General features: G+C 53.1%; 15 protein-coding genes. 7 read left to right on the forward strand and 8 right to left on the reverse strand.

Annotated features, from left to right (window positions below; translation table 11 throughout):
* Nucleotides 1-32: 32 nt before the first annotated feature.
* The gene (locus OQ371_RS24585) at nucleotides 33-1,427 is read left to right on the forward strand and encodes a glucoamylase family protein (RefSeq protein WP_265991099.1); all 1,395 of its coding nucleotides are present in this window, start codon (nucleotides 33-35) and stop codon (nucleotides 1,425-1,427) included.
* Between the two features lie 73 nt (nucleotides 1,428-1,500).
* Here OQ371_RS24585 and OQ371_RS24590 read toward each other — a convergent pair whose 3' ends face one another.
* Nucleotides 1,501-2,739, reverse strand: coding sequence for a saccharopine dehydrogenase family protein (locus OQ371_RS24590; RefSeq protein WP_265991101.1), 1,239 nt, complete (start codon nucleotides 2,737-2,739; stop codon nucleotides 1,501-1,503).
* Between the two features lie 220 nt (nucleotides 2,740-2,959).
* Between OQ371_RS24590 and OQ371_RS24595 the strand changes: the two genes are divergently transcribed.
* Nucleotides 2,960-3,391, forward strand: a complete 432-nt coding sequence (locus OQ371_RS24595) for a WapI family immunity protein (protein WP_265991103.1) — start codon at nucleotides 2,960-2,962, stop codon at nucleotides 3,389-3,391.
* Between the two features lie 314 nt (nucleotides 3,392-3,705).
* On the forward strand, nucleotides 3,706-4,272 hold the full coding sequence (locus tag OQ371_RS24600) for a TetR/AcrR family transcriptional regulator (RefSeq protein WP_265991104.1): 567 nt from the start codon (nucleotides 3,706-3,708) through the stop codon (nucleotides 4,270-4,272).
* A 78-nt stretch (nucleotides 4,273-4,350) separates the two neighbouring features.
* Here the strand turns inward: OQ371_RS24600 and OQ371_RS24605 are convergent, their stop codons facing one another.
* A complete protein-coding gene (locus OQ371_RS24605) occupies nucleotides 4,351-5,646 on the reverse strand; it encodes an aminopeptidase P family protein (protein ID WP_265991105.1) in 1,296 nt (431 codons plus the stop codon).
* A gap of 80 nt (nucleotides 5,647-5,726) precedes the next feature.
* Between OQ371_RS24605 and OQ371_RS24610 the strand changes: the two genes are divergently transcribed.
* Entirely contained in the window at nucleotides 5,727-7,265 is a 1,539-nt protein-coding gene (locus tag OQ371_RS24610) for a S8 family serine peptidase (protein ID WP_265991106.1), read from the forward strand.
* Nucleotides 7,266-7,333: 68 nt separating this feature from the next.
* On the opposite strand, the gene rfaD is transcribed toward OQ371_RS24610, so the two are convergent.
* Nucleotides 7,334-8,299 carry an ADP-glyceromanno-heptose 6-epimerase gene (rfaD, locus tag OQ371_RS24615; RefSeq protein ID WP_265991107.1) on the reverse strand — a complete coding sequence of 322 codons (966 nt, stop codon included), beginning with the start codon at nucleotides 8,297-8,299 and terminating at the stop codon, nucleotides 7,334-7,336.
* Nucleotides 8,300-8,609: 310 nt separating this feature from the next.
* On the opposite strand from rfaD, the gene OQ371_RS24620 reads away from it, so the two are divergent.
* Nucleotides 8,610-9,026: a 6-pyruvoyl trahydropterin synthase family protein gene (locus OQ371_RS24620; protein ID WP_265991108.1), complete on the forward strand. Its 417-nt coding sequence runs from the start codon at nucleotides 8,610-8,612 to the stop codon at nucleotides 9,024-9,026.
* A 3-nt stretch (nucleotides 9,027-9,029) separates the two neighbouring features.
* A complete protein-coding gene (gene lpxB, locus OQ371_RS24625; RefSeq protein WP_265991110.1) occupies nucleotides 9,030-10,142 on the forward strand; it encodes a lipid-A-disaccharide synthase in 1,113 nt (370 codons plus the stop codon).
* Between the two features lie 28 nt (nucleotides 10,143-10,170).
* On the opposite strand, the gene OQ371_RS24630 is transcribed toward lpxB, so the two are convergent.
* The 5 genes from OQ371_RS24630 to OQ371_RS24650 all read right to left on the reverse strand — a co-directional run bounded on the left by OQ371_RS24630 (nucleotide 10,171) and on the right by OQ371_RS24650 (nucleotide 15,090).
* Nucleotides 10,171-10,737, reverse strand: coding sequence for a 1-acyl-sn-glycerol-3-phosphate acyltransferase (locus tag OQ371_RS24630; protein ID WP_265991111.1), 567 nt, complete (start codon nucleotides 10,735-10,737; stop codon nucleotides 10,171-10,173).
* A gap of 36 nt (nucleotides 10,738-10,773) precedes the next feature.
* Nucleotides 10,774-11,919: a site-2 protease family protein gene (locus OQ371_RS24635; RefSeq protein ID WP_265991112.1), complete on the reverse strand. Its 1,146-nt coding sequence runs from the start codon at nucleotides 11,917-11,919 to the stop codon at nucleotides 10,774-10,776.
* Entirely contained in the window at nucleotides 11,882-12,547 is a 666-nt protein-coding gene (locus OQ371_RS24640) for an HAD family hydrolase (RefSeq protein WP_265991113.1), read from the reverse strand. Before OQ371_RS24640 ends, OQ371_RS24635 begins: the two co-directional genes overlap by 38 nt.
* Nucleotides 12,548-12,558: 11 nt before the next feature.
* The gene (locus OQ371_RS24645; protein WP_265991114.1) at nucleotides 12,559-13,512 is read right to left on the reverse strand and encodes an acetyl-CoA carboxylase carboxyltransferase subunit alpha; all 954 of its coding nucleotides are present in this window, start codon (nucleotides 13,510-13,512) and stop codon (nucleotides 12,559-12,561) included.
* A 141-nt stretch (nucleotides 13,513-13,653) separates the two neighbouring features.
* Nucleotides 13,654-15,090, reverse strand: coding sequence for an MBL fold metallo-hydrolase RNA specificity domain-containing protein (locus OQ371_RS24650; protein ID WP_265991115.1), 1,437 nt, complete (start codon nucleotides 15,088-15,090; stop codon nucleotides 13,654-13,656).
* 168 nt (nucleotides 15,091-15,258) lie between these two features.
* Here OQ371_RS24650 and dacB point away from each other — a divergent pair, with 168 nt between their 5' ends.
* Nucleotides 15,259-16,773, forward strand: coding sequence for a D-alanyl-D-alanine carboxypeptidase/D-alanyl-D-alanine endopeptidase (gene dacB / locus OQ371_RS24655; RefSeq protein ID WP_265991116.1), 1,515 nt, complete (start codon nucleotides 15,259-15,261; stop codon nucleotides 16,771-16,773).
* The last annotated feature ends 13 nt before the right edge of the window (nucleotides 16,774-16,786 follow it).

Genomic DNA, 16,786 nt, shown 5'->3' on the forward strand with positions numbered 1-16,786 from the left:
TCGGTATTATTCCGCCTAGACTTGTGGTTCTCATGCGACTCAACGGGTTTTTAGAACTGTGGGACAGCTTTTATGCCCGCTCCCTGCTCCGATCGGGACTAATTCTGTTCCTGCTCGCTTGCTTTCAGCCTGCTGCACAAGCCCAGTTGCGGGGCATTTCCCATTCGAAACGCTTTCTGGATTCCCTCCAACGGGATACATTTCGGTATTTCTGGGAGCTGGGCGACAATCCGCACGGCCTGATTCCCGACCGCTCCCCAACGCCTTCCTTTGCGAGTATTGCGGCTACGGGTTTCGGTCTGACGGCTTACCTGGTGGGGGTGGAACGGGGGTACATCAGCCGTCAGCAGGCTGCGGAGCGGACCCTGAGAACGGTGCGTTTTTTCAACACCGCATCGCAATCGGCCCAGGAAAAAGAGGTGACGGGATACCGCGGTTTTTTCTATCACTTTCTGGACATGCAAACCGGCCACCGTTACCAGCAGGTGGAGCTGTCAACCATCGACACGGCTCTGCTCTTGGCGGGGATGCTGAGCTGTCAATCGTATTTCAATCAGGGGACGGCGATGGAGAAAGAAATTCGAACGCTCGTCGACCGGATTTACCGGCGGGTCGACTGGCAATGGATGCAGGCCCGCAAACCGCTGGTATCGATGGGCTGGCACCCAGAGAGCGGTTTTATTGAGTCGGACTGGAAGGGCTACAACGAAGCCATGATTCTGTACATTCTGGCGCTGGCGTCGCCTACCCACCCGGTGGGTCCGGAAGCCTGGACTGCCTGGACTTCCACCTACGAATGGCGCGAGTTTCACCGCTACCCTCACGTCAATTTTGATCCGCTGTTCGGGCATCAATATTCCCACATCTGGATCGACTTCCGGAGCATCAAAGACGCCTATATGCGTCAGAAAGGAATTGATTATTTTGAGAACAGCCGCCGGGCTACACTCGCCAACCGGGCGCACTGCCTGGAAAATCCGGGGAAATTTAAGGGGTACGAAGCTGACCTGTGGGGCTTAACGGCCTGCGACGGCCCCAAAGATACCGTCATCAACGGTCAGGCGTTCTTTTCCTACCGCGCGCGCGGGGCCGCAGCAACGCAGGTTGTCGACGATGGTACGATTGCGCCCACCGCAGCCGGGGGCTCCATCGCTTTTACGCCCGAAGAAAGCATCCGGGCCCTTCAACTCATGAAATACCGGTACGGCAAAAAACTCTACGGTTCTTACGGCTTTAAGGATGCGTTCAACCTCTCCTATCCGGGCCAATGGTTCGACCCCGATTACCTGGGCATCGACAGCGGTCCTATTCTGCTGATGACCGAGAATTACCGCACCAACCTGATCTGGAACCTGATGATGCACAACGCAACGCTCCGCAAAGGCCTGCTCCGCGCCGGTTTCCGGGGCGGGTGGCTAAGGAATTAAGAGGTAAGAGGTAAGAGTTAAGAGTTGGCTACCGCAGCGCAACTTTTAACTCTTACCTCTTAACTCTTACCTCTTAATTCTCAACAGTAAGCGGCTGGTTGATTTGTTCCTGAACGGGGAGGCCCTGCTGGTTCATTTGTTCGATGAACGGATCGGGGTCCAATTGTTCGCAGTTCCAGACACCGGGTTGCATCCAGACTCCTTTTAGCATCAGCATAGCGCCGATCATGGCCGGAACACCCGTGGTGTAGCTGACGGCCTGTCCGCGGACTTCTTTATAGGTTTCGGCGTGGTCGCAGTTGTTCCAGATGAAATACGTTTTTTCCTGACCGTCTTTAATGCCCTTGATCTGGCAGCCAATTGACGTCTGGCCGGTGTAGTTTTCGCCGAGCGTGTCGGGCGGGGGCAATACGGCTTTCAGAAACTCCAGCGGAACAATTTCGGTTCCTTGAAATTTGATGGGTTTGATGCTGGTCATACCCACATTCTCCAGCACCTGCAAGTGGGTGATGTACTGCTGTCCAAACGTCATCCAGAAGCGCGCCCGCTTCAGGGTTGGGAAGTGTTTGACCAGCGATTCGAGCTCTTCGTGAAAGAGCACGTACGATTCCCGGGGGCCAATTTCGGGGTATTCAATTGGTTTGTGAATCGACATGGGTTCGATCTCGATCCATTCGCCGTTTTCCCAATACCGTCCGGGCTGGGTAATCTCCCGGATGTTGATTTCGGGGTTGAAGTTGGTAGCAAAGGCCTTGCCGTGGTTTCCAGCGTTGCAGTCGACGATGTCCAGGTAATGCATCTCGTCAAAATGATGCTTAGCCGCGTAGGCCGTAAAGACCTGCGTAGCGCCGGGATCGAAACCACAACCGAGCAGCGCCATCAGACCGGCCTGCTTAAACCGTTCCTGGTACGCCCATTGCCAGCTATACTCAAATTTGGCCACATCTTTGGGCTCGTAGTTGGCCGTGTCGAGGTAATGAACTTTGGTTTCCAGACAAGCCTCCATGATGGTCAAATCCTGGTACGGCAGGGCAACGTTGATCACCAGCTCGGGTTTGAATTGCTTGATCAGGATCACCAGTTCGGCCACAATATCGGCATCGACCTGCGCCGTTTTGATTGCCACCCCGTGCATTTCCCGGATTTCGGCGGCAATTTTTTCGCATTTGGACACCGTCCGACTGGCCAGCATAATCTCCGTAAAGACGTCCGCATTCATCGCGCATTTGTGCGCTACGACACTGCCGACTCCACCGGCACCAATAATGAGCACTTTAGCCATTGCGTAATTTTCGCGATTTAAGGTTGCCATTCATCAATCTGATAACACAACTGAATAATGGCAAGATGGGTTAAACAAATTCGCGCAAAGATAGACAGACCCATCGCCTAGTCGCTAGAAAACAAAAAAAAGATTCTGAGCGGGTCATTCAAAAAGATTCCTTTCAACAACTAGGACTTCTGTATGTTAAATACTATATTTGACTAATAGGCAAGCCGTTATCACTCAATTCAACCCTCCCCGCGACGTTATGAAACTTACTAGCAAAACCGGTTCATTCGAACTCCTCATCAAAGGGTACGGCATCAAAGCCACCAACTGGCGTGAACGCAACAGCCTGCTCTGCGAGCTATCGACCGAACGGCATCAGGAATGCTGCAAACGATCGGCCCCCCTGCAAACGTATGAAATCCGGCGGCTGATTAACAACCTGAAACAGCTCTGGGATCGTGCCAGCAACCACGTTACGGTTTCTTTTGCCGAACCGGGGCTGAATATGGAAGGATCTTCCCTGCCCAACGGGAATTATCATCTCCAGATTCAACTCGATCATTCGCTGACGCCGACCTGGCATACGTACCCTGACTTTCCGTTGCAGATGGATGTAACCTTAACCCGGCTCCAGCTGCGTGAAACCATCAAGGACCTGGCCAGACAGCTCTCTCTTTTTCCCGAACGATAATTTTTTACGACACATCACGGATTGGTCGTTTTGGCATTTCCAGAGTTACCGGAGTGCTGAAACGACCATTTCTATTTACAAGACAGCAAAACAGCACAATTAGCAAGGTTTCATATGTTACCGTTTTCTACATTTTTTTAACTTATTGTAAACAGTTTCTTCCTTACTAACATCTTTTTCGGGAATATATCCCTAAATTTGTCCTGCTTTACACACAAACTACCCTAAATAAACCGTCAACGCGCTTTGCCGCCGAAACACGGTTTACGAACAGACGAATGACAGAAGTACGGAAAAGGAATCGTACGCAGACGATGGCACGCTTACTTCAGGCCGTCGGTGAGGTAATTTCAGAACGAGGTGTCAACCGGGTTGGGATCAATGCAGTGGCCGAAAAGGCTGGCGTCAACAAAGTACTTATCTACCGGTATTTTGGCGGCTGGGACGGTCTTCTCCAGCAGTTTCTGACGGAAGGCAATTTTCTGACAGAATACAATAAACAGTTCCTGGAAACGAATACAGCGTCTGCGCCGAACGCTTGTCAAACCCGCATTGACTACCTGACAGGTCTGCTCCGCCAATTGAAGAGCCACCCCCCTGCCCAGGAGATGCTGAAATGGGAAATCAGTAACCCCAGTTCATCGGTAAGCCAGCAACTGGTTATCAACCGGAATGAATCGTACCAACAAGTCCTCGACAAATTCTTTAAGACTGAAAATGAGGACCTTAATACCGTTACGGCCGTTCTGACCTCGGGAATTGCCATGTTGCTGTTGATTGCGCCCAGCCAGAAGCAATTCATGGATCTCAACTTACAATCCGAAGAAGGCTGGCAGCGAATCGAGCACGCCATTGGCCGGATTTATAATTCGTTGCAGTAACATTGCGTTTGTCCTTGCAGAAGGAGACAGCCTCTCTATGGTTCAGGCCGTTCTCCTTCTACAAAGACGAATTCACCGTTATTTATTCATCAGGTCCTCGATTTCTTCAATTTCCACCGGAATGGAAGCCATTAAATCGATGTTCCCGTCGTCCGTAATCAGGATGTTGTTTTCGAGCCGGATGCCCAGGCCCTCCTGGCGTATATAGATGCCCGGTTCGCAGGTAAAAACCATGCCTGACTCAAACCGCCGGTATTTGTTGCCGACATCGTGAACGTCCAGACCCAGGAAGTGCGAGGTCCCGTGCATGAAATACTTCCGGTACAGGGGAGCATCCGGGTCTTGCTTGGCCACTTCGTGGCGATCGAGCAGGCCCAGACCAATCAGCTCCGATTCCATAACCTTGCCTACTTCCTTGTGGTATTCATCCCAGAGGTTACCCGGCACCAGCATCTTTGTGGCTTCCTTCATCACGTTTAGCACAGCCTGGTAGACGGCTTTCTGCCGGTCCGTAAACCGGCCGCTCACGGGTATGCTGCGCGTCAGGTCGGCGTTGTAATTGCCGTATTCGGCGGCCACATCCAGCAGAATCACCTGCCCGTCCTGGCATTGCTGGTTATTCTGGAGGTAGTGCAGTACGCAGGCGTTGGGACCTGTGGCAATAATGGGTTCGTAAGCAAACCCGCGCGAACGCTGCCGGACAAACTCGTGTAGCAACTCGGCCTCGATCTCGTACTCCCAAACCCCGGGTTTAACAAAGCCGAGTAGCCGCCGAAAACCGTCTTCCGTGATCCGAACGGCTTCCTTGAGCAGCGTCACTTCTTCGGGTTGTTTGATGGCGCGCAGGTTGTGCATCAGCGGAGCCAGCCGCTCATAGTGGTGGAGCGGATACTTTTCCCTGAACTGCCGGATGTTGCGGGCATCACGCGTTTCCACCTCCGACGAATTGCGGGTGTGTTCGTTGGTATTCAGGTAGATGTGCTCGGCTTCAAACACCATCTGAATAAAAACCCGCTCGAACTCGTGGGTCCAGAATACCGTTTTCCGGGAAATGCCCGAGGTTTGTTCGGCTTCCTCTTTGGTGAGTTTGTGGCCTTCCCAGATTTCAATTAGTTCGTTGGTTTCGCGCAGAAACAAAACTTCCCGAAACCGCTCGTCCGGGTGATCGGGAAACAGCACCAGAATGGTTTCTTCCTGATCCACACCAGAGAGGTAGAAGAGGTCGTTGCTCTGCCGGAAGCCCATCGAGCCGTCGGCATTCGTCGGCATAATGTCGTTGGCGTGCAGAACCACCAGCGATTTAGGCTTTAATAATTCCGCCAGTCGCCGGCGGTTTCGGATGAACAATTCGTTGCTAATGGACGTATATTTCATAGGGTTACTATTTCAAAAGCCATGCGGTAATCTGATCATCATTTTGTACTTTAATGCCTAAAATTGACGCTTTCGTTTCAATGAAAAAAATTGTTTTGCTTCTTTTTGGGATAATAGTCGGCTGGACCGGTACCACGAACGCCCAATCCAAGTACTGGATTACGCTGACGGACAAGCCGTCTACCAGCCCGCCATCCCTTTCCATCCGCACCATTGCCAATCGACAGTCGCTGGGCCTGCCCGTCGACGAAACCGACCTGCCGCTCAACCCGGCTTACCTGCAAGCCTTGTCGGATGGGGGCATTCGCCCGCTGCACCAGTCGCGCTGGCTTAACGCCGTCTCGGCGGAACTGAGTCCCGCGCAAATTCAGCAGGTTAAAGCCTTACCGTTCGTGAAAGAATTGGTCCCGCTTGATCGAAATATTGTCATTAATAGCATCGACCACGACGTTACCAAAACCCAGATGGCGCCGGTGATGTCGCAAATTCAAGCCGATGTATTCGGGCGGGCGGGCATCTCGGCCAAAAATGTAACCATCGGCGTTATTGATGCCGGTTATTTCGGGGCCGACTCCGCCAGCGCGTTGAAGCATATTTTTCAGCGCAACGGGATTAAAGCCATCCGGGATCACGTCAATCCGGGCCGCGCCCGCGACGCTTTTTTCGGTTCACTCGAAACCCTGTCCGATTTCCACGGTACGGAAGTGATGGCGGCCATTGCGGGGCACGATCCAAACGAAAATATTCAGTACGGTCTGGCAACAGAAGCAACCTTCTACCTGGCCCGCACCGACCACGGCGCCCGCGAATTCCGGGGTGAAGAAGACAACTGGATTGCCGCCATGGAGTGGATGGACAGCCTGGGGGTGCGCATTATCAACACCTCGCTCGGTTACGCCAAAGGGTTTACCAATCCGAAAGAAAACTACCAGCCCAGCCAGATGGACGGCCATACGAGCCTCATCAGCAAAGCCGCGCAACTGGCCGCGGATAAAAAAGGAATTCTGGTCATTGTGTCGGCCGGTAACGAGGGCGACGACCGCTCGTGGCGCATCATCTCCACCCCCGCCGACGCGCAAGGCGTTCTGGCCGTTGGCGCCACCAACCACAAAGTTTGGAACCGCATCGGCTACAGCAGCATCGGTCCCGAATTTCTGCCCTACATGAAGCCCAATGTTTCCTGCTTCTCGTTGTACGGCACCTCCCTCTCCGCGCCCGTCATCACCGGTTTTGCGGCCTGTCTGATGCAGGCCAATCCCAAATTGACAAACAAGGAGTTGATCAGCATTATCGAAAAATCGTCGCACCTGTACCCCTACGGTAATAATTACATCGGCTACGGTGTTCCGCAGGCTTCCCGGGCGCTGGCGCTGGCAAAAGGTCAGTCGACGGCCGCCACGGCCCGTTCCATCAAGGCTTCCGGCAAAACGTACTCGTTGCCGCTGGCGGAGTATGCTGATGCCTCGGTATCAGTTTTTCACAAGAAAGACGACTTTAGGGTTATTCAGCAGGAGGCCATGCGCGTCCAGAACGGCGCACTCGTTCTGCGCCGAAACCACGACGAGAAGCGCACGACGGTGGATTTGAAAAAGGAAGTAATCGAGATTATCTGGCAGTAAGGATTTTCCCGGAAAGCACGAAGCCCGTTTCTCTTTACCAGAGAAACGGGCTTCGTGCTTTTTATCCCTTACAGATAGTTGCCCGGAACGAGGTAGTTTTTCACGTAATCGGCGATGCCTTCTTCCAGCGATTGAAACGGCTGCGTGTAGCCGATGGACCGCAGTTTGCTCATGGAAGCCTGCGTATAGTACTGGTATTTATCGCGAATGTCTTCGGGTGTGTCGACGAATTCGATCTGGGGCGTTACCCCCATCGCCTGAAACGTGTTATTGGCTAAATCGAGGAACGTGCGGGCTTTGCCGCTGCCGAGGTTGTAGATGCCGGAGTTCCGGCGGTGGTGCATCAAAAACAGGCAAACGTCCACGACATCCTTCACGTAAATAAAATCACGCATCTGTTCGCCATCCGCAAAATTAGGGTTGTGTGACCGGAACAGCTTCATGGACCCCTTCACCCTGACCTGACAAAACGCGTGGTAGATCACCGACGCCATCCGGTCTTTGTGGTACTCATTCGGACCGTAAACGTTGAAGAACTTTAGCCCGGCCCAGAAAAACGGGTGTCGTTCCTGCTCCAGTACCCATTTATCGAAATCGTTTTTCGAATCGCCGTACGGATTGAGCGGTTTCAACTGCGGGATCAGCGATTCGTTGTCATCATACCCCAACTCACCCAAACCGTAGGTAGCCGCTGAAGAAGCGTACACCAGGGGAATCTGATAGTCGATGCACTTCTGCCAGATTTTTTTCGAATACTCAACATTCAGGTGTTCAAAAATGCTCCGGTCGAACTCGGTTGTGTCGGTCCGGGCACCGATGTGGAACAGAAATTCAATTTCGTGGTAATTGTCATCGAGCCAGCTAAAAAACTCTTCGCGGTCGACCCGTTCCAGGATCCGTTTTCCTTCCAGGTTGGCAAGCTTATCTTCCCGTGAAAAATCATCAACGGCAATGATGGCGTTGAAGTTTTCCTGATTCAATCTTGAGATCAGACAGCTCCCAATGAAGCCGGTTGCGCCCGTAACAATTATCATATTTAGTAGAAATTGAGCAACGATTCTTTTAGGTTAGATTAATTTTGTGTGATCTTTCGTATAAAGTGGTTGTAAAGTTAGAATAATTCACTACACCAACCTATCCACCATTTAATGAAAAAATTGGATTATTTCACTATTAAACCCCTATGTCGTTCACTAAATCACAGCGTTAAAGGATTTGTCCGTTTCGTCGGGTATCGCTGAATTTGGATTTTTATTAACGCTCCGAAGGCCGTAATTTTGTTGTCAGATAAGGGCGGGTCTGTGGCCTGCTGAAAATGACGCATCGCTCCGGCGGTGGTATGTAATGGTATACGTTAGCAGAAAAGAACACTTCAACGCGGCACACCGGCTTTTTAACCCGGCCTGGTCGGACGAAAAGAATAGAGAGGTATTTGGCGCCTGTGCCAATGTAAACGGCCACGGCCACAATTTCGAATTGATTGTCACCGTTAAAGGGCAACCTCATCCGGACACGGGTTTTGTGATCGACCTCAAAGTGCTGGGCGATCTGGTAAAAGAAGAAATCATTGATAAAGTCGACCATAAAAATTTGAACATAGATGTCGACTTCATGCAGGGCAAAATGGCCAGTTGCGAGGTGTTTATCGTTCAAATCTGGAAAATCCTGGAACGCGCCCTCGCCAAGATTTCCGACGCCCGGCTGCACCAGATCCGGCTCTACGAAACCCCCAAAAACTACGTAGACTACTACGGGGAATAAACGATGATGTATTACCTGATTGCCGGTGAACGCTCGGGCGACCTGCACGGCGGAAACCTGATCAAAGCCATCCGGCGGCACGACCCCGACGCCCGCTTTCGGGCCTGGGGAGGAGAGCAGATGGAGGAAGCCGGGGCCACGCTCGTGCGGCATTACCGCGAAATGGCGTTCATGGGCTTTCTGGAGGTCATTCAGAACCTGGGCACCATCCGGCGAAACCTGCGCGACTGTCAAAAGGATCTGCTTGAAACCCGGCCCGATGTGCTGATCCTGATCGACTACGCGGGTTTTAACCTGCGCATGGCCCGGTTTGCGAAAAAACACGGCATTCGGGTGTTCTACTACATCTCCCCCAAAGTCTGGGCCTGGAACCAGAAGAGAGCCCTGAAAATAAAAGCCGTGGTGGATCGCATGTTTGTGATTTTTCCGTTCGAGGTCGGGTTTTATGACACGTTTGATTACCGGGTCGATTACGTAGGCAATCCGTTGATGGACGCCATTGCTGCGTTCCGGCCCGACCCGGCTTTTCGTCAACAATACCGGCTGGGCGACAAACCCGTCATTGCACTCCTGCCGGGCAGCCGTCGGCAGGAAGTAATTCAAATGTTGCCGGCCATGCTCGAAACCGTCCGCCATTTTCCGGGCTATCAGTTTGTTGTTTCCGGCGTCAGCAACCTGCCGGAATCGCTCTATAAAACGGCCATGACCACCTGCCCCGATCTACCCGTGGTGGTCGACGACGCCTACAATCTGCTGGCCGTTGCCGATGCCGCCCTGGTCACCTCCGGAACGGCTACGCTGGAAACCGCCCTGCTGAATACGCCGGAAGTGGTTTGCTACAAAACGTCATGGATATCGTTTGAAGTCGCCCGGCGCCTGATTGCCGTTTCTTACATTTCGCTGGTCAATCTGATTCTGGACCGGGAAGCCGTTAAGGAATTGACGCAGCACCTGCTGACGCCGGAAAACCTCGTTCGGGAACTGGGCAAAATTCTGCCCGGAGGCTCCGACCACGCGCGTCAGCAGGCCGATTACGCCGAACTACGGGAAAAAGTGGGCGGGCCGGGCGCATCCGACCGGGCGGGCGAGCTGATGGTGCAGTACTTACGCGCCTGAGGTCTTTGCGCCACAGGCACTTTGTCCGTCAGGAAATGATGCCCGTTTGTTCGTATCGTTTCAGCCACGTTTTTTTCTTGCCCTGGATCTGGCTAAAAAACTCGTAGATGGGACGCATGTCGGTTTCAAAATTGCCGGTAACGTACAAGGGTTCGCTCAAAAAAATCGTCTTGCGTGGGTAATCAAACCCCGTCAGAACCAGAGGCACTTTGGCTTTGAGGGCAATATAGTAGAAACCGGTTTTGAGTCGCTCCACGTCTGAGCGCGTGCCTTCGGGCAGGATGCAGACGTGCAGGTAATCGTTCTGATTAAGCACATCGGCCATTGCATCGACGAGGTTGTTGGATCGGCTGCGGTCGACCGGCTTGCCCCCCAGAAGCCGGAAAAGCCAACCGGCGTACCAGGTAAAGAGTTCTTTCTTCGCTAAATACTGAATCCGGACGCCGGTCGTGGCCCTTCCCCCCAACCCCACCGGAAAATCCCAGTTGGTAGTGTGCGGAGCCAGTACCCAAAGGGCCTTCGGAACCGTCGGAACGGGTCCAACGAGTTTCCAGCCAGCCAGTTTATAAAGCCACCGGGCGATTGCATTGAACATACGCTTCAGAAACAGGTTAGACGAACGACTTCGGGGTTAGGAAAATATAAATGGTTTCGGACTGAAACAGAGCACAAAGATGAGCAGCGCGAGCCAGCCGAGAATAACCCGTCCGGTACCCAGCGGCTGATCATCTTCGGTTTCGGGATGATAAACCCCCAAAAACCGCCCCAATATCAGAACAAATAATAAGAATCCGGGATAGCCTTCCACCGTCGGGAAAAAGAACGATACCAGAAACTGCCCGGCACCGACGCTCAGCGCCAGCGTCAGCGTGGTCATCCGGTTTTCGCTGATGCTCCGGAAACTGGTAAATAACCCCAGCACATACAAACCGAGATAGCCCAGTTCATTAATGAAATCACGGTCTTTGGGAACCATGAAATCCGTTGGCTTAATGAACCCCAGACCGGCGTAAAACGCAAAAGCCACAAACAGCACGGGTGCAACCTTCCGAAAAGCCCGCCGACCGATCAGGCTGTAAAGCACGTGGCCGCCGTCCAGTTGTCCGATCGGAATTAGGTTAAGCGCCGTGAAAAATAAGGCAAAATAGCCCGCCATCAGATACGGGTAATGAATCATTTCGTAAGGATGGGGTAACCGGGCCGGATCCGCAACGTAGGTTTTAAAGAACCAGAAGATCAGGTTATCGCCCAGACTCATGACGCTATCGGGCGGCAGGTTTTTGTAAACGTGCTCACCAAACGCCAAACCATATTGCTGGTATTCGGGGTGGATCGTAAAGATAAACTCCGGGGGCGGCAGGTGCGTAAAACCGTACCAGAGCACCACCAGCGCCAGCACAAATCCCGCCAGCGGACCGGCAATCCCGATGTCGAAAAACTTTTTACGGCTGTTAATGAAATCCTGAATCCGGATGAAAGCCCCCAAGGTACCGAGCGTTTGCCCGATGCCAAACCAGAGCGGAATGTAGTAGGGCAACGTGACCCGGACGTGATGGTAGCGGGCCGTAAAAAAATGCCCGAATTCGTGCACCGTCAGAATTGCCAGAAACGGGATGGAATAATGCAACCCGTCCCAGAATTCGGGCCAGCCGATACCGTGTTCCGGGTCCAGAAAAAAACGACCGTAAATCCATTCCGCACCAGCCGCGGTCGTCGAAAACAGCGTAAGGACGAAAAGGCTAGCTTGAATGAGGTACGTCCTCGTTTGTGGATTCATCGCGAAGATAATCAAGAATCGTCAGGGGCGGTTGTACCTGCACCGCCTGAATACCTAACTCGGCAGCCGCCCGGATGTTATGCGGATTGTCGTCTAGAAAAAGGGTCTCTTCCGCTTGCAGCCCCGACGTATTCAGCACGTACTGGTAAATCTCCGGCGACGGTTTGGCCAGCCTCACCTCGTACGAATAATACACCCGCTCGAACAGGTCTTCGAGCGGTGGCTGCCCCATTTCGGAAAATATTTTATTGACCTTGGCAATGTGAATAGCGCTGGTGTTGCTCAGCAGAAACAGCCGGTATTGGCCCCTAAGCTCCCGAATGCGCTGGACCCGTTCAACAGGCAAATCGAGCAGGACGGTGTTCCAGGCGGTATCAATCACCTCGTCGGCCCAGGAATCATTTTTCAATAACTGCCGAACGTGCTGCCGAAAACCGTCGTCGTCAATCAGCCCCGTTTCGTACTGCAGCGTCAGACCGTGTTCGCGCCAGAGCGCTTCCACTTCGTCTTCACTCAGGCCAGAAAGCACGGCAAAATTTCGGATAGGCCCCCGCAGATCAATCGGGATGATGACGTCGCCGAGGTCAAAAATGATGTTTTTAATACCGGGTTTTAAAACACCTGCCATTGATGGTTCAATTATTCAAGTACCACTCCCATTGCACAGAATTTCTCGATCCGCTGATCGATGCGTTCTTCGGGCGTCAATTTATTTAACTCAGCCAGGGTATCGATGATGGTCTGTTTAATCCGCCGGGCCATTTCCGGGTGATCGGTATGGGCCCCGCCCTGCGGTTCCTCGATGATACCGTCCACGAGCTTGTTTTTCTCCATGTCGCGAGCCGTTACTTTCATGGCTTCCGCGGCCTGTTCCTTGTAATCCCAGCTCCGCCAGAGAATGGTCGAACAGTTTTCGGGCGAAATCACCGAATACCAAGTGTTTTCGAGCATCAGCACGCGGTCGCCAATGGCAATTCCGAGAGCCCCGCCCGACGCGCCTTCTCCGATGACAATACAAATAACCGGCACCTGGAGCATAAACATCTCCTTCAAGTTGCGGGCAATGGCTTCGCCCTGACCGCGCTCTTCGGCTTCCAGACCCGGAAAGGCGCCCGGCGTGTCGATCATCGTGACGATGGGCTTGTTGAATTTCTCGGCCAGTTTCATCAGCCGCAGCGCCTTGCGGTAGCCTTCCGGATTGGGCATTCCAAAATTCCGGTGCTGGCGTTGCTTGGTGTTTCGTCCTTTCTGCTGACCGATCAGCATGACCGTCTGGCCGTCGATCTCCACAAAACCGCCCACCATAGCCGGGTCATCCCGAACGGTGCGGTCGCCGTGGAGTTCAACGAACTGCTCGCTCATCAACGCGATATAGTCAAGCGTGTAAGGCCGGTCTGGATGGCGGGAAAGCTGTACGCGCTGCCAGCGGGTAAGGTTGTCAAAAATCTCCTTACGAAGTTTTTCGATGCTGATTTCCAGCGACGCTACAGCTCCAGTGACATCTACGTTACTGGTTTCGGCCAGTTTTTTCATTTCGACCAGTCGTACTTCTAAATCAGCGATGGGTTTTTCAAAATCCAAATACGTCCTCATCCAAAAATGGGTTGGGTTACCAATGTTTTACTGGCAGCCCCACTTACCTCCAACACACAGGGGTAAGCGGAAACCGACGACTGGTAACTTTTTTTCAGTTGGCAAAGTTAGCGGAAAATCCGGATCAGCAACCTTCCAATGTTATAACTCGTACTCTTGCCCCTTGGCCGGGAGTTCTACCTGATTAAATCCTTCCTCCTGTAGGGTCTGCTGAAAAGCCACCATACTTGTGTAGTCTCCGTGGACCAGAAAGATTTTTTTGAGCCTGTCGGGCGACTGGTGTTTCACAAAACGAACCAGGTCGTCGCGGTCGCCGTGGCCGCTGAACACGTCGGTGCGCTCCACTTTTGCCAGGACGGGTTCTTCCTTGTCTTTGATCGAGATCGTCGGCTGGCCGTTCAGCAGCCGCCAGCCCAGCGTCCCCTCCGCGCAATAGCCGATGATCAGAATGGTGCAGTACGGATTGCTGATGTTGGCCGCGACGTGCTGTTCGACCCGTCCACCCTGAACCATCCCCGACGACGAGATGATGATACAGGGTTGGTTGTAATTGGAAACCTCCCGGCTGGCCTTTGAACTTTCCAGGTATTCAAAATTGGCGAAGTCGAACAACGACTCGTTTTCGTCGTAATAGTCCTTGGCTTCCCGGTTCAGGAGCCGCAGATTTTTCTGGTAGACCTTCGTGCTTTCCAGCGCCAGCGGACTGTCGGAGAAAACTTTAATGTTCTCGAATCCCTGTTCCGTATACAACCGGTTAAGCGTGTAGAGCAGCGCCTGCGTGCGGCCCACCGAAAAAGAAGGAATAATCAAACGGCCCGGAATGTCGATACACGTCCGCTTAATTACGTCGGCCAGCACCGACTCCGGAGTTTGGGTATCGATGTGCAACCGGTTGCCGTAAGTCGACTCGCAAATCAGGTAATCAACCGGCGGCAAGGGTTCGGGATCGGCCAGCAGCGGGTAGTTCCGACGGCCAATATCGCCCGAAAAACCGATGCTTTTCTTCTCGCCGTTTTCGTAGACGTTGATGACAAGGTGGGCCGCACCGAGTAAGTGCCCGGCCGGAATAAACGTAACATCCACGCCATCGGCCAGCTTAAACTTCCGGTTGTATTGGATCGTGACCACACTCTCCATGGACTCACGCACCTGTTTTTCCAGAAACAGGTCTTTCTGCAGCGAAGCAAATTTCTTGCGGACCTTCTGTTTCTTGCTTTTGCCCATCTCGTTCAGTCGCCGGGAATTGAGCGAAGCCGCGTCCTGCAACAGCAGGTTGGTGAGCGAGAAAGTCGGATCTGTACACAACACCTGGCCTTCGTAGCCTTCCCGGTACAAATTCGGAATGTTACCGCTGTGGTCGATGTGGGCGTGGGTCAACAGAACAACGTTGATTGTGGAAGCCTCAAACGGAAAAAAACCGGTGTCTAATTTCGGAGTTTCGTCTTCCTGGCCGTTCGAGCCGGCTTTTTTGTCCATATCTGCCCCGCAATCAATCAGAATCCGGTAATTATCCTCGGTTTCTAACAGAAACATGCTACCGGTTACCTGACGGGTTGCCCCCCAAAATGTTAACTTCATTCGATTCAGTTATGCCTAAAATGCCTGATTTTCACGATTATGTAGCTTCAAAGAGCACTACAAATCTTCATTATTTTGCTAGAACAACAGAAATGGGCTTTAAATTCTATCTATTTTTGCAAAGCTACAAATCCGCTTTCATATTCCATCAGTACTTTCTGTACTTCCATGCACCGGTCCTTTGCCTGTCTGTTAAGTTGTATTTTCATAATTGCCCAGGTTGGCTACTCGCGGCCGCTTACCGATTCGCTGGCCCTGCAACGGTTGCAAAATACCGTCAATCAATTGCAAACCAGTCCTTTGGTTCGCAACGGAACGGCGGCCCTTTCGGTGCGACGCGTACGGGATGGCGCAGTCCTGCTGGCGTATAACGCCCAGTTAAGCCTGCCTTCAGCCTCAACGCTGAAGCTGGCCACAACGGCGACCGCCCTGGCTGTCATGGGCGACAATTACACCTACCGCACTACCCTGGAATACGACGGAACCATTCGGGATAGTGTGCTGAATGGAAATTTATACATCCGGGGTTCGGGCGACCCTTCGCTGGGAAGCAACCGCTTCGCCGAGTTTGCCGCCGCCCCCACCCTGCTGCGCACCTGGACGGAAATGGTGCAGAGTGCCGGTATCAAACAAATTGCGGGTGCCGTGATCGGGGATGCCACGGCGATCCGATCGCTGCCGGTACCCGACACCTGGGTTTGGGGAGATATGGGGAATTACTACGGCGCGGGGGTTTCTGGCCTGAATTTCAACGAAAATCTTTACCGGGCAGTGTTCAAACCCGCCAAAACCGTGGGGCAACCCGCTCCGCTGCTCCGCACCGAACCCGCTACGCCCTTTCTGCGGCTACAGAACAATGTCCGAACCGGCCCGCCAGGTTCGGGCGATGAAGTGATTATTTACAATGCGCCCTTCACGACCCAGGCATTTCTGGAAGGAACCGTTCCGGCGGGTGTGAGCGAATTCGGAGTAAAAGGCTCGCTGCCGGACCCGGCGTTTTTCACGGCCTTTGCCCTCCACGAACGGCTCGCCAAAGTGGGTATTGTGGTCAATAATGCGCCATTGGCTATTGGGCCGGGCCGTAATCCGGAAATGCCCCTTGCTCCGGGCGGCAAACGAACCCAACTCCACCTTCATACGTCGGTGCCGCTGGCCGAACTGGCCCGGCTCACCAATCACCAGAGCATTAATTTATACGCGGAGTCGCTGCTGTTGCTGGCCGGTACCACGCTGGCCAAAGCACCGGTAACGACCGAACAGGCCATTCAGTACCTGGTCCGGTTCTGGCAAAGCAAGGGGGTTGATTTGAGCGGCTTCCGGCCAAAGGACGGCAGCGGACTATCGCCCGTTGGGGCGGTGACAGCCACCAGCCTGTCCGGCATATTGGCAGCCATGTCGAAGGAAAAGAGTTTTCTTCCGTTTTACGACAGCATTCCCGTGGTGGGTGAGTCCGGTACGGTGAAAAGCCTGGGACGCGGTACGGCGGCTGCGGGCAACGTACGGGCCAAAAGCGGCACCATCGAGGGCGTTCGGGCCTATGCCGGTTATGCCACTTCGGCCGACGGTGAATTACTGAGTTTTACCGTACTGGTCAATAAATACCAACCCGGCTCACTGAAAGGGGTAATGAACTACCTGGAGCAAATCATGGCGCAACTAACGGCCCTAAATGCCAACAATTAACCTGGCAAGGCAA

This window comes from Larkinella insperata, from assembly GCF_026248825.1.
Taxonomy (GTDB): domain Bacteria; phylum Bacteroidota; class Bacteroidia; order Cytophagales; family Spirosomataceae; genus Larkinella; species Larkinella insperata.

Bases quoted from the DNA above. Each gene is read 5' to 3' on its own strand.
- OQ371_RS24585 (WP_265991099.1), top strand. From the start codon at position 33: ATGCGACTCAACGGGTTTTTAGAACTGTGGGACAGCTTTTATGCCCGC.
- OQ371_RS24590 (WP_265991101.1), bottom strand. From the start codon at position 2,739: ATGGCAACCTTAAATCGCGAAAATTACGCAATGGCTAAAGTGCTCATT.
- OQ371_RS24595 (WP_265991103.1), top strand. From the start codon at position 2,960: ATGAAACTTACTAGCAAAACCGGTTCATTCGAACTCCTCATCAAAGGG.
- OQ371_RS24600 (WP_265991104.1), top strand. From the start codon at position 3,706: ATGGCACGCTTACTTCAGGCCGTCGGTGAGGTAATTTCAGAACGAGGT.
- OQ371_RS24605 (WP_265991105.1), bottom strand. From the start codon at position 5,646: ATGAAATATACGTCCATTAGCAACGAATTGTTCATCCGAAACCGCCGG.
- OQ371_RS24610 (WP_265991106.1), top strand. From the start codon at position 5,727: ATGAAAAAAATTGTTTTGCTTCTTTTTGGGATAATAGTCGGCTGGACC.
- rfaD (WP_265991107.1), bottom strand. From the start codon at position 8,299: ATGATAATTGTTACGGGCGCAACCGGCTTCATTGGGAGCTGTCTGATC.
- OQ371_RS24620 (WP_265991108.1), top strand. From the start codon at position 8,610: ATGGTATACGTTAGCAGAAAAGAACACTTCAACGCGGCACACCGGCTT.
- lpxB (WP_265991110.1), top strand. From the start codon at position 9,030: ATGATGTATTACCTGATTGCCGGTGAACGCTCGGGCGACCTGCACGGC.
- OQ371_RS24630 (WP_265991111.1), bottom strand. From the start codon at position 10,737: ATGTTCAATGCAATCGCCCGGTGGCTTTATAAACTGGCTGGCTGGAAA.
- OQ371_RS24635 (WP_265991112.1), bottom strand. From the start codon at position 11,919: ATGAATCCACAAACGAGGACGTACCTCATTCAAGCTAGCCTTTTCGTC.
- OQ371_RS24640 (WP_265991113.1), bottom strand. From the start codon at position 12,547: ATGGCAGGTGTTTTAAAACCCGGTATTAAAAACATCATTTTTGACCTC.
- OQ371_RS24645 (WP_265991114.1), bottom strand. From the start codon at position 13,512: ATGAGGACGTATTTGGATTTTGAAAAACCCATCGCTGATTTAGAAGTA.
- OQ371_RS24650 (WP_265991115.1), bottom strand. From the start codon at position 15,090: ATGAAGTTAACATTTTGGGGGGCAACCCGTCAGGTAACCGGTAGCATG.
- dacB (WP_265991116.1), top strand. From the start codon at position 15,259: ATGCACCGGTCCTTTGCCTGTCTGTTAAGTTGTATTTTCATAATTGCC.